Source organism: Rhodopseudomonas sp. BR0M22, assembly GCF_010907035.1.
Classification (GTDB): domain Bacteria; phylum Pseudomonadota; class Alphaproteobacteria; order Rhizobiales; family Xanthobacteraceae; genus Rhodopseudomonas.
The window spans coordinates 20,220-33,016 of sequence record NZ_QUMK01000016.1; the positions used below are offsets into that span (position 1 = coordinate 20,220).

Sequence of the window (12,797 nt, forward strand, 5' to 3'; positions counted from 1 at the left end):
CGGCCCGACGACCAGCAGCCCCTCGCCCGCCTTCCGCATAGCCTTATGCCGAAAAACCGCCTGTTAGCATTGCCCTGGCAGGCTACAGTCGTTTCACCAGCTCACATCCTTCGCCACGGCAGGCCCGTCGGGAACCGCTCTCGCATGCACGGAATCGTCGGCAGATACGCAACGATCGACGCCAGCCGGCGCGACCTGCCGCCGTCGAAGCTGCTGCTCCTGCTGCTGGTGCTGATGAACGGTGCGGCGCCGATCGCGCTGTACATCTTCGTGCCGGCGCTCCCCGTGCTGGCGAGCGATTTTTCCAGCGACATCTCGGTCGCGCAGATGACCGTGTCGCTCTACATGGTCGGGCTGGCCTGCTCGCAGCTGATCATGGGGCCGTTGTCCGACCGTTTCGGCCGCCGCCCGGTGCTGCTAGGCGGGCTGGCGCTGATGGTCGCCGCCAGCATCGGCTGCATCTTCGCGCAGACCCTGCCGCAACTGATCGCCCTGCGCTTCCTGCAGGCGCTCGGCGGCGCGTCCGGCATGGTGATCAGCCGCGCCATCATCCGCGATCTCTACAGCCGCGACCGCGTCGGCGGCATGCTCAGTCTCGTGATCGCCGTGATGATGATCGCGCAGATGCTGAGCCCGCTCGCCGGCGGCGTGATCGAAACCGCGTTCGGCTGGCGCGCGATCTTCTACGCCGTCACCGCCGGAGCGGTCGTCGTCGCCGCCGCGATCACGCTGGCGCTGCCGGAAACGAGCCGCCGCAGCGGCGCGCCGGCCGCGCAGCGCGGCGGCTTCCGCACCGACCTGCGCAGCCTGTTCGGCAGCCGCGCCTTCATCGGCTACGTGCTGTGCCAGGTGCTGGCGTCGGCGATCATCTTCATCTTCGCCGGCGGCGGCCCCTACGTCGTGGTGACGCAGATGGGCCGCAGCAGCGCCGAGTACGGCGCATGGTTCGCCAGCTCCGGCTTCGCCTATCTGATGGGCAACGTGTTCTGCGTGAAGTTCTCGCCGCGGCATTCGCTCGACCGGCTGATCTGGTTCGGGCTCAGCTTGCAGATCGTCGGCGCGCTGCTCAATCTGGCGTGGGGCATCCTCGGCTGGAATCAGGTGCCGAGCTGGCTGTTCGGCACCCACATGATCATCATGTTCGGCAACGCCGCGGTAATGGCCAATGCTGCCGCCGGCGCGATCAGCATCCGCCCGCAGGCCGCTGGGACCGCATCCGGTCTGATGGGCTTCACCCAATTCGGGTTCGGCTCGCTGTGCTCACAGGCCGGCGCCTGGCTAGGCGGCCATTTCGCCACGCCGTTGCCGCTCAACATCGCGATCTTCGGAACGGCACTCGCCTGCGCCTCGGCGATGATCTTCCTGGTGCCGCGCCGCAATCTGATCGCGACCGAGGAACTGATCGAAAAGGCGGAAGAAGAGACGCTGGTGTAGATCGGCGATCCTTCACCGTCATCCCAGAGGCTCACGCGTTCACATCGAAGCGCCCCAACGAGTCATTCCGGGGCGCTCACGAAGTGAGCGAACCCGGAATGTCGATCGGCAGAACACCTCGAGATTCCGGGTTCGCGCGTTCCGCGCGCCCCGGAATGACGGGGTCAGTTTCCGATCAGCGCCAGCCACTCGTCTTCGGTCAGCACGGTGACGCCGAGGTCTTTCGCCTTGGTCAGCTTCGAACCGGCATCTTCGCCGGCGACGACGTAGTCGGTCTTCTTCGACACCGAGCCGGCCACCTTGGCCCCCAATCGCTCCGCCGCGGCCTTGGCTTCGTCGCGGGTGAATTTCGAGAGCGAGCCAGTGAACACCACGGTCTTGCCGGCGACCGCCGTGTCGCGCCGTGCCTGCTCGGCCGGCAGCACATCGGTGAGTTCGGCCAGCAGCGCATCGAGCGCCTTGATGTTGCGCTCCTCGGCGAAGAACTCGACCACCGCTTCCGCCACCACGTCGCCGATGCCGGCGATGTTGTCGAGATCCTGATAGGCCTCCGACGTGTTGCCTTGCTCGGTCTGGGCGTCGGCGGCGGCGCGCATCGCGCTGAGGAACGCATCCTGCGTGCCGTAATGCCGCGCCAACAGCTTGGCGTTGCCCTCGCCGACATGGCGGATGCCGAGCGCGAAGATCAGCCGGTGCAGCTCGATCGTGCGCCGCGCATCGATTGCGGCGAACAGGTTGCGCACCGAGGTCTCGCCATAGCCTTCGAGCTGTTCGAGCTTCAGCTCGGCATTGCGGGCTTTCAGCGTGAAGATGTCGGCCGGCTCCTGCACCCAGCCGCGCTCGTGGAACAGCTCGATCTGCTTTTCGCCGAGCCCGTCGATGTCGAAGGCGAGCCGCGAGACGAAGTGCTTCAGCCGCTCTACCGCCTGCGCCGGGCAGATCAGCGCGCCGGTGCAGCGCCACACCGCCTCGCCCTCTTCGCGCACCGCGTGGCTGCCGCACACCGGGCACTTATGCGGGAAGTGATACGGTTCGGCGGACTCCGGCCGCTTCTCCATCACCACGCTGACGATCTGCGGAATCACGTCGCCGGCGCGCTGCACCACCACGGTGTCGCCTTCGCGGATGTCGACACCATCGCGGATCGGCTCGCCGTCGTTGCCGATGCCCTTGATGTAGTCCTCGTTGTGCAGCGTCGCGTTCTGCACCACGACGCCGCCGACCGTCACGGGTTGCAGCCGCGCCACCGGCGTCATCGCGCCGGTGCGGCCGACCTGGATATCGATCTTCTCCAGCACGGTCGTCGCCTGCTCGGCGGCAAATTTGTGCGCGATCGCCCAGCGCGGACTGCGCGACACGAAGCCGAGGCGTTCCTGATAGTCGAGCCGGTCGACCTTGTAGACCACGCCGTCGATGTCATAGGGCAGCGACGCGCGCTTGTCGCCGATCCGGCGATAGAACGCGAGCGCATCCTCGACGCTGTGGCACAGCGTGATCTCGGGATTGACGACGAAGCCGGCGTGATCGAGCCATTGCAGCATCTTGTGCTGGGTCGGCTCCTCCATCGGATAGTCGCTCATCTCGCCCCACGCATAGGCGAAGAACTTCAGGGGGCGCGACCGGGTGACCTCCACGTCCTTCTGCCGCAGCGAGCCGGCGGCGGAGTTGCGCGGATTGGCGAACACGGTCTCGCCGGCCTCCTCCTGGCGCTTGTTCAGCGCGAGGAAGTCCTGCTTCAGCATATAGACCTCGCCGCGCAGCTCGCAGGCAGCGGGGATGTGCTTGCCCTTCAGCATGTTCGGCACGTCGGCGATGGTGCGGACATTGGCGGTGACGTCCTCGCCGGTGAAGCCGTCACCGCGCGTCGCCGCGCGCACCAGCTCGCCATGCTCATAGCGCAGCGACAGCGACAGGCCGTCGATCTTGGGCTCGGCAACGATCGCCGGCACGTCGTCGAGCTTGAGAAATCGCTGCACGCGCAGGGCGAATTCGGTGACCTCGTCGTCCGCGAAGGCGTTGCCGAGCGACAGCATCGGCACCGCGTGCTGAACCTTGGCGAAGCCGCGCGCCGGCGCCGCGCCGACGGTCTGTGTCGGCGAATCCCCGCTCACCAGTTCGGGAAACTTCTGCTCGATCGCCTCCAGCCGGCGGCGCAAGGCGTCATAGTCAGCATCCGAAATCTTGGGCGCGTCGTCCTGATAGTACGCTTTGTCGTGGCCCTCGATCACGAGGCGAAGCCGCATCAGCTCCACCTTGGCTTTCGATTTGGTGAGGGTGGCAATGTCGGGGGCGGGATTTTTCTTCACAGTCATTTTTCGCACTTGAGATTCCGGGTTCGCGAGCTCACGCTCGCGCCCCGGAATGACCTTGGGGCTAACTTACTGAGTTCACCGCGAGTCATTCCGGGGCGCTTGCGGCACGCAAGCGAACCCGGAATCTCGCCGCGCGCGAGGCGCCGGTGGCCTATTATGTCTACCTAGTCGCCAGCCGGAAAGACGGTGCGCTGTATGTCGGCGTCACCAACGACCTCGTCCGCCGGGTCTACGAGCATCGCACCAAAGCCGTGCCGGGTTTCACCTCGAAATACAACATCGCCAGACTGGTGTGGTTCGAAATCCACGACGACCCGATCTCCGCAATCACCCGGGAAAAGGAGATCAAGAAGTGGCGGCGCGCCTGGAAAGTGGCGTTGATCGAGCGGGACAATCCGGGCTGGGAGGATCTGTTCGAGACGATCGTGCGATAGGCCGGGGCCGGGTGCCCTGAACCTCGGGATTCCGGGTTCGCGCTGCGCGCGCCCCGGAATGACGGCGTGTTGAGAAACGGCCCCTCAGCGAGTCATTCCGGGGCGCGAGCGAAAGCTCGCGAACCCGGAATCTCTGCCACTGGGAGGAGCCCCCCTACCCCGCCGCCTTGATCAGCCGGTCCGCGGCCGCCCTCGCCTCTGCGGTGATCTCCGCGCCTGCCAGCATCCGCGCGATTTCTTCGCGGCGGTGGTCTAGTTCCAGCGCGGCGACGCGGGTGGCGACGCGTTTGCCCTTGTCGAGGGCGGCTTTCGAGATCAAGAGGTGCTGGTCGGCGCGGGCGGCGACCTGGGGGGCGTGGGTCACGGCCATCACCTGGACCTTGGAGGCGAGCCGCGCCAGCCGGGCTCCGATCGCATCGGCGACCGCGCCGCCGACGCCGGTATCGATCTCGTCGAACACCAGGGTCGGTGCCGAGCCCTTGTCGGACAGCACCACCTTCAGCGCCAGCAGGAAGCGCGACAGCTCGCCGCCGGAGGCGACCTTCATCAGCGGGCCCGGCCGCGTGCCCGGATTGGTCTGCACCCAGAATTCGACGCGGTCGATGCCCTGCGGCCCTGGAGCCGCCGCATCGGCCTCGACCTGGGTCATGAACTTGGCGCGTTCGAGCTTGAGGGGCGCGAGCTCGGCGCCGACCGCCTTGTTGAGCTTGTCGGCCGCCTTGGTGCGCGCGGCCGACAGCTTCGCCGCCGCCGCATCATAGCGGGCGTCGGCCTCGGCCGCGGCCTTCTCCAGCACGACGAGCCGATCGGCGCCGGCATCGATCAGCGCGACGTCGGCGACGTATTGCGCCGCCAGCGCGGCGAGCGAATCCACCGGCGTCGAATACTTGCGGGCGGCGGCGCGCAGCGCGAACAGCCGCTCCTCGATCCGCTCCAGCTCCAAGGGGTCGAAATCGGCCGCCGCGAGCGCCGCATTGAGGAGCTGGTCGGCCTCCTCCAGCGCATTGATGGCGGCGTCGATTGCTTTCACCGCCGGCTCGACCAGCTGCGGCGCGGAGCCGGCGCGGCGCTCCAGCCGGCGCACCGCGGCGGCGAGCGAAGCCACCGGCGAATGATGCCCGCCGACCGCCTCCTGCGCCTCGCGCAAATCGGCTGCGATCTTCTCGCCCTGCATCATGGTGGCGCGGCGCTCGGCCAGCGAGGTCTCCTCGCCGTCCTGCGGCGCGAGCTGCTTCAGCTCGTCGGCGGCATGGCGCAGATAATCGGCCTCGCGCGCGGCGCGCTCCATCCCGGCGCGGTGGGCGTCGAGCGCGGCGCGCGCGGTGCGGCGGCCGTCCCACAGCGTCTCCAGCGCGGCGACGTCCTTGTCGAGTCCGGCGAAGGCGTCGAGCAGGCGGCGATGCGTCGCCGCATCGACCAGCGCCCGCTCGTCGTGCTGACCGTGAATCTCCACCAGCGTCGCGCCGACCGCTTTCAGGGTCTGCACGCTGACCGACTGGTCGTTGATGAAAGCGCGGGTACGGCCGTCGGCGAGCTGGACGCGGCGCAGGATCAGTTCGCCGGATTCATCGACCTCACGGTCGTCGAGGCCGTTGGCTTTGAGAATCGCGAACGCCGGATGGGTTTTGGCGACATCGAAACTGGCGGTGACCTGCCCATGCTCGGCGCCGTGGCGGACCAGCGCGGCATCGCCCCGACCGCCAAGCGCCAGTGCAAAGGCATCGAGCAGAATCGATTTGCCGGCGCCGGTTTCGCCGGTCAGCACTGCAAGGCCACGTGAAAATTCGATGTCGAGCCGCTCGATCAACACGATATCGCGGATCGAAAGGCGCGCCAGCATGAGAGACAGGTCCTATCCGAGGCCGAGTTTCTTGAACGACCTAGAGATCCAGGAGCCCTTGTTCTCGGTCGGTTCGAGTCCACCCGACTTTACAAGAGTGTAGGCGTCTTTGTACCACTTGCTGTCAGGAAAATTGTGGCCAAGCACGGCGGCGGCGGTCTGCGCCTCGCCGACGATACCGATCGCCATATAGGCCTCGGTCAGCCGCGCCAGCGCCTCTTCGACGTGGCGGGTGGTCTGGTAGCGCGTCACCACGGTCTTGAAGCGGTTGATCGCCGCGGCATAGTCGCGCTTGCTCATGTAATAGCGACCGATATCCATCTCCTTGCCGGCGAGCTGGTCGCGGGCGCCTTCCAGCTTCTGCTTGGCGCTGGTGGCGTATTCGGAGGTCGGATATTTGCGGATCACCTCTTCGAGCGCCGCGATCGCCTTTTCGGTGCGGCCCTGGTCGCGCGAGATGTCCGGGATCTGGTCGTAATTCGACGCCGCGATCAGATACTGCGCATAAGCCGCGTCGGGGCTGCCGGGATGCAGCGTGACGTAGCGGGTGGCGGCGCCGATGCAGCTGTCGTAGTCGCCGGCCTGATAATAAGCGTAGGCGGACATCAGCAGCGATTTGCGCGCCCAATCCGAATACGGGTGCTGGCGGTCGACTTCCTCGAACTTCTTGGCGGCGCCCTTGGTGTCCTTGTCCTTGTTCATCAAGTACAAGCCCTCGTTGTAGAGCTTGTCCGCCGGCTCATCGATCATCTTGTCGTCTTTGGCCAGGAACTTGTCCCAGATCGCGCCAGTGCCGCAGCCACCGAGCGGCAGCGACAGCGCCAGCAGACTGAAGATCATCGGAAGGCCGCGCCGCAGGCGATCGCCCCTGCGCGAAGTTTCCCCGTTCCGCAGTCCGAGCGCGATCCGCTGTACCGACATCAATTCCAACCCGACCAATGGAGAACGGTGTGCCCCGGCATTCGACCAAGGCCGCGGTGGCCTGCAGCCATCGACCTGCGCCGGAAGCGCGAAAGCAACCGACGGCTGTTTAGCCGAAAAAGGCGACTTCACCAACCGGGTAAGCAGCCAATTCGCCGGGAATAAGGCGGCCGGCCCAATCGGTTAACCGGCGGCAACGATGTGGAAAAGCAGCGCGCGCCTGTTGCGTTCAGGACACGTCCGGGCCGTAGGCCGGAGCCACCATGCCGCCGACCAGACCGGTGACGGCCTCGGCGTGACCACGCACCGCGCGGCGCGCCGGCTCGGCTTCGATCACCCGCCAGGCGCTGCGATCAGCCAGCAGAGCGGTGAGCGCGGTGTGGTTGAGCTTGTGGCCGCCGCGCACCGAGCGATAGGCGCCGAGGATCGGCAGGCCGGCGAGCGCAAGGTCGCCGATCGCATCAAGCGCCTTGTGGCGGGCGCATTCGTCGGAAAAGCGCAGGCCTTCCGGATTCAGCAGACGGTCTTCGTCGAACACCACCGAGTTTTCGAACGAGGCGCCGAGCGCGTAGCCCATTTTCCAAAGCCGGGCGACATCGCTCATCCGGCCGAAGGTGCGGGCGCGCGAAACTTCGCGGCGGAACATCTCCGGCTCGACCGCGAGCGCGTATTTCTGCTTGCCGATCTGCGGGTTGGTGAAGTCGATTTCGACTTCGACGCGGAAGCCGGACGCATAGGGGCGGAATTCGCCGAACGATTCGCCGATAGCAGCGGACACCGGCTTCAGAACCTGGAGATACCGGCGGGGTGCGGTCTGCTCGCGAAGGCCGGCCTGATCGATGGCGGCAACGAACGGAGCAGCGCTGCCGTCCATGATCGGAACTTCGGGGCCGTCGACTTCGATCGTGGCGTTGTCGATGCCCATGCCGCGCAGCGCGGAGAGGACGTGTTCGGCGGTGGAAACGAGCGGCCCGTCGCTGTCGCCCAGAACCGTGGCCAGCTCGGTGGCGACCACCGATTTCGACGTCGCCTTGATCTCGCGATCGGCGCCATCAAGTCCGGTCCGGACAAAAAGAAAACCCGCATCGATGTCTGCGGGTCCCAACGTCAGAGTCACAGGACGGCCCGAATGAACACCTACGCCCGTCACCGTGGCTTGCGAACGCAGCGTGGTTTGCCGGCTGAACTTCATAAGTAAAGTGTCCCACTGACGCAGTGCGGAAATCGGTCCAGTCTCAGCGGCCGGACGACTCGCTCTGTGCGTCCCCAAGTCGTGATTGACCATAGCACTGCCCCAAATCGCGCCAACTCACGCTTTTTTACGGATTGTTACCCCAACTCCGCCGTATTACCGCCGCCCCGCGATCGAATTCGACATCAATCGTGATCGTCACGGCTTTTCTTAAAATTCGCCTAAAGTCGCAATCTGACGATATTTCAGTAACTTAGACGGCAGAGACCAGAACCGAGGCTTGCCACAAAAAAGGGCCCCGGCGGTTCGCCGAGGCCCTGGATCACGTCAGATTTCAGACATTGTTTCAGGTCGCCTGCCGCCGCAGGAAGGCGGGGATATCGAGATGGTCGTCGCCCTGTGGCGCGGGAGCAACAGGTGCCGGGCGGCCGTGGATATCGAGACCCTGGGGCGCCTGGCGCTTGGCGTACTCAGACACCGGTTCCTTACCCATCTGCTCGGCGACGCTGCGCTGCGGCCGGCGATCCGGCAGCGGCGGCATCTGCGGACCGCCGTGGCGGGCAGCCATCGCCGGCGCTTCGACCGGCTCGTCCTCGCGGCGGCCGAGGCCGTTGGCGAGACGCTGCAGCAGCGACAGCCGATTCTTCTGCGGGTGATCGTCTTCGGCGTCGCCGCGGGCCTGGCGAATTTCGTTCTGGGCAGGCACCGGCAGTTCATCGAACCGCGGCATCCGCGGCGGACGCATTGCGGCGCGGTCGGCCGCCGGCGGCACGAAGGCTTCCGGCGCGGTCGGCTCTTCGGCCACGGCACGCGATTGTTCCGGATCCGGGAACAGCGACGGCTTCTGCGGGATCGGGCGGACGGTGACGTCGCCGTAAGACGCCGGCTGAACCGGGGTCTCGGCCTGCGGCATCGGTTCGTTGCCGACGGCGGCGGCGATCGCGGCGAGCGCAGCGCGCTCGACATTGGCGGCCTGGCGCGGAGCCGATTCGGCGGCAGCGGCGACCGGAGCAGCGGAGGCCTGGGCGGCGCGCATCGCGGCGGCTTCGGCGATCCGCTGATTGTCTGCCCGCAGCTTGGCCGTCAGCTCGGCCAAGCGGCTATCGTTTCCCACCGCACTCGTCGGCGCAGCCGCCGGGGTGCCGGCGTTGCGCGACAACTGCGCCTGCTCGATGCCGGTGGCGACCACCGACACGCGGATGATGCCGTCGAGGCTCTCGTCGAAGGTCGCGCCGACGATGATGTTGGCGTCCTGATCGACCTCTTCGCGAATTCGGGTTGCGGCTTCGTCGACTTCGAACAGCGTCAGATCCTTGCCGCCGGTGATCGAGATCAACAGGCCACGTGCGCCCTTCATCGAGGAATCGTCGATCAGCGGATTGGCGATTGCGGCTTCGGCGGCGGTCAGCGCGCGCTTCTCGCCGGAGGCTTCACCGGTGCCCATCATCGCCTTGCCCATCTCGCGCATCACGGCGCGGACGTCGGCGAAGTCGAGGTTGATCAGTCCTTCCTTGACCATCAGGTCGGTGATGCAGGCAACGCCCGAATACAGCACCTGGTCGGCCATCGCGAACGCGTCGGCGAAGGTGGTCTTTTCGTTCGCGACCCGGAACAGGTTCTGGTTCGGGATGATCAGAAGAGTGTCGACCACCTTGTGCAGCTCGGTGATGCCGCTCTCAGCGGTGCGCATCCGGCGCGCGCCTTCGAAGTGGAACGGCTTGGTCACCACGCCGACGGTCAGTATACCCATCTCGCGCGCGGCCTTGGCGATCACCGGCGCGGCGCCGGTGCCGGTGCCGCCGCCCATGCCGGCGGTGACGAAAACCATATTGGCGCCCGAGAGGTGGTCGCGAATTTCGTCGATGACTTCCTGGGCGGCGGCCGAGCCGACGTCCGGCTGCGAGCCGGCGCCCAGCCCCTGAGTCACTTGCGTGCCCATCTGGATCAGGCGCTGCGCCTTCGACATCGTCAACGCCTGCGCGTCGGTGTTGGCGACCACAAAGTCAACGCCGTCGAGCCCGGCCGTGATCATGTTGTTGACCGCGTTGCCGCCGGCGCCACCGACGCCGAACACGGTGATCCGGGGCCGCAGCTCGCGAATGTCCGGGACGTTGAGATTGATGGTCATGATTGCCTCTCGATTACGCGCGCGTTGGTTCGTGAAGTCCCCGGCAACTGGCCTGGACGATCTGTGATGGCGGAAGGGGGCGGAAAAGAGTCATCAAAAGCCCTCGCGCAGCCAACGGCCGACTTTGCCGAAGTAACCGGCATGGGCATCGGCTCGAATGTGGCGGGTGTGGCGGGGCTCGATGTGCTCGAGATGGGCGTATTGCGGATACACCAGCAGGCCGGTCGGAACCGCGAACGATCCGCTCTTGGCTTCGTTCGGCAGACGGCCGACACCGAGCGGCCGGCCGACCCGCACCGAACGGCCGAGAATCCGCGTGGCGAGCTCGGGCACGCCGGTGAGCTGCGACGCGCCGCCGCTGAGCACCACCCGCGCCCGGGGCTCTGCTGCGAACGGCGAATCCGCCAGCCGGTCCCTGACCATTTCAAAAATCTCCTCGGCCCGATGCCGGATGATGTTCGCGATCGTGGCGCGGGAGATCACTTGCGGGCCATCCCGCTCGTCCCCGGCGGCCGGGATCGACATCAACTCGCGCGCATCGGAACCGCCAGTTAGCACCGTGCCATATAACGTCTTGATTCGCTCGGCATCCGCAATGCACGCACCCAATCCGCGCGCCAGATCCATCGTGATGTGATGCCCGCCGACCGCAAATCCGGATGCGTGGACGAAGCGTCCGCCGGAATAGATCGCGATCGTCGTGGTACCAGCCCCCATCTCGACCAGTGCGGCGCCGAGATCGAGTTCGTCGTCGGTGAGCATCGACAGGCCGGCGACATAAGGGCTCGCGGCCATCGCCTCGACTTCGAGGTGGCAGCGCTCGACTGCAAGCATCAGGTTTTTGGCGACGGTGGCGTCGGTGGTCACCACGTTCATGTCGACGCCGAACTGGCGCGCCACCATGCCGCGCGGATCGCGGATGCCCTTGACGCCGTCGAGCGTGTAGCCGACCGGCAGCGCATGCAGCACGGCGCGGCCGATGCCGGTGGCGTGATGCATGCCGGTCGAAGTGACGCGGCTGATGTCTTCGGCGGTGACGGCCCCGCCCCTGATGTCCGAGGCAGCCTCGATCAGTTGGCCCTGCAGCCGGCCGGCGGAGACCGACAGCAGAACGGATTCCACCCGCACCTTCGCCATCCGTTCGGCGAGCGCGACGGCGTGGCGGATCGCCTTCTCGCACTCGGCCATGTCGACCACGGCGCCGGCCTTGACGCCGCGCGACTGGATCTGGCTGTAGCCGACGAGTTCGATGGCATGAGTCCGGCCGCGCAGCGCCTCCTGCGGCGGACACGGCTTCAGCCGCGCGATCATGCAGGCGATCTTACTGGTCCCGATATCGAGCGACGCCACCATCGCAGTGCGATGTGGCGGCATCGGCCGGGTCTTCGGCGTCTGAGTGCGATCGAAGACGGTCACGCGTCACCAGCCTTCTTCTTGATTTTCTTGTCTTTGCTGAACTGCTCTTCGCGCGCCTTGAAGGCGGCGTCCGACAGCCGCACCGTCAAACGGTCCGGCAGCCGCATATCGATCGCGGTGATGTCGCGCGAGAACAGCTTGTCGCTCTGATCGAGCTGGCTGAGCAGCGTCAGCGCATTGCCGACATCGTGCTCGGGCATCCTGATGACGAGGCCGCTGGTGAACCAGACGTTCCAGCGCCGCTCGCCGACCAGGGCGATGGCGCGGGTCTGCGACCATACCTGCGGGTAGCGCTTCAGCAGCGCGATGAAATCCTTGGCACGTTCGCCGGCGCCCTTCCCCACCACCAGCGGCAGCGACAGAAACCGGCGCGCCACATAGGGTTCGAGTACAGCACCGTCGTCGGCGATCACCGACATGTGGCCATCGAGCTGCCAGCGCGCGAACGCGGTGCGCTCGGTGATGTCGATCTGCAATTCGCCCGGATAGAATTTCAATACGGTCGCGTCGGCGATCCACGGGTTCGCCTTCAGCTTGTCGCGCACCGCGCCGGCGTCGAGAAACAGCAGCGACGAGCGTCCCGTGATGCCGCCGATCGCAAGGATCTCGTCCTGGGTGAGCTGCTTACGACCGCTGATCGCGACCTGCTTGATACGAAATCCGGCGAGATTGGCGGCGCCGTTGCGGGTATCGTCGAGCGCCTGGACGAATTCATCGACATGACCGCCTTTGACGATCCCCATGCCGGCGCTGCCGAGCAGGATCAACGCGGTGAAAGCCACTCCAACCCGACGCGGCAGCCAACGCTCCAGCACGGCGATCACACCGCGCTGCGGCTCGGGCCGCACCAGAGCCTGCGGCCGCACCTGCTTCTTGCGCGAACGACGTTCACGCAGCAGCGCTGCCACCGCAAGGGAGACCGCTTTCAGGTCAGACTGAAGCCTCGACAGTCTCGACGACCGGGCGAGGCGCCCTCCACCGTCCATTGCAAGAGCTCGTTACACGTTGCGCCCGCGCCTACTTCGGGCAATCGCGCAAGTGACGTCTCGGTGGTTCCGGACCCGACCGCGGGCCGGACCGTCTGTTGCAATGTGAGACCGAAACGGAAGAAAACTGCTCC

The 12,797-nt window shown here is 66.3% G+C and carries 9 protein-coding genes; 2 read left to right on the top strand and 7 right to left on the bottom strand.

The window, feature by feature from the left end; all coding sequences use genetic code 11:
• The first annotated feature begins 144 nt into the window (after positions 1-144).
• Positions 145-1,434, top strand: coding sequence for a multidrug effflux MFS transporter (locus DY468_RS07180; RefSeq protein ID WP_164603738.1), 1,290 nt, complete (start codon positions 145-147; stop codon positions 1,432-1,434).
• Positions 1,435-1,598: 164 nt separating this feature from the next.
• On the opposite strand, the gene ligA is transcribed toward DY468_RS07180, so the two are convergent.
• A complete protein-coding gene (ligA, locus tag DY468_RS07185; RefSeq protein WP_164603739.1) occupies positions 1,599-3,746 on the bottom strand; it encodes an NAD-dependent DNA ligase LigA in 2,148 nt (715 codons plus the stop codon).
• A 146-nt stretch (positions 3,747-3,892) separates the two neighbouring features.
• Here ligA and DY468_RS07190 point away from each other — a divergent pair, with 146 nt between their 5' ends.
• Positions 3,893-4,180, top strand: a complete 288-nt coding sequence (locus DY468_RS07190) for a GIY-YIG nuclease family protein (protein ID WP_164603741.1) — start codon at positions 3,893-3,895, stop codon at positions 4,178-4,180.
• 154 nt (positions 4,181-4,334) lie between these two features.
• Here DY468_RS07190 and recN read toward each other — a convergent pair whose 3' ends face one another.
• The 6 genes from recN to DY468_RS07220 form a co-directional block, all read right to left on the bottom strand.
• Complete coding sequence (gene recN / locus DY468_RS07195; protein WP_164603743.1) at positions 4,335-6,020, bottom strand: DNA repair protein RecN; 1,686 nt, start codon at positions 6,018-6,020, stop codon at positions 4,335-4,337.
• 12 nt (positions 6,021-6,032) lie between these two features.
• Entirely contained in the window at positions 6,033-6,941 is a 909-nt protein-coding gene (locus tag DY468_RS07200; protein ID WP_164603745.1) for an outer membrane protein assembly factor BamD, read from the bottom strand.
• Between the two features lie 229 nt (positions 6,942-7,170).
• On the bottom strand, positions 7,171-8,133 hold the full coding sequence (gene lpxC, locus DY468_RS07205; protein WP_164603747.1) for a UDP-3-O-acyl-N-acetylglucosamine deacetylase: 963 nt from the start codon (positions 8,131-8,133) through the stop codon (positions 7,171-7,173).
• A gap of 346 nt (positions 8,134-8,479) precedes the next feature.
• A complete protein-coding gene (gene ftsZ, locus DY468_RS07210) occupies positions 8,480-10,261 on the bottom strand; it encodes a cell division protein FtsZ (protein ID WP_164603749.1) in 1,782 nt (593 codons plus the stop codon).
• A gap of 93 nt (positions 10,262-10,354) precedes the next feature.
• The gene (gene ftsA / locus DY468_RS07215; protein ID WP_164603751.1) at positions 10,355-11,677 is read right to left on the bottom strand and encodes a cell division protein FtsA; all 1,323 of its coding nucleotides are present in this window, start codon (positions 11,675-11,677) and stop codon (positions 10,355-10,357) included.
• On the bottom strand, positions 11,674-12,663 hold the full coding sequence (locus DY468_RS07220) for a cell division protein FtsQ/DivIB (RefSeq protein WP_164603753.1): 990 nt from the start codon (positions 12,661-12,663) through the stop codon (positions 11,674-11,676). The genes ftsA and DY468_RS07220 overlap by 4 nt, the downstream gene beginning before the upstream one ends.
• Positions 12,664-12,797 lie beyond the last annotated feature (134 nt).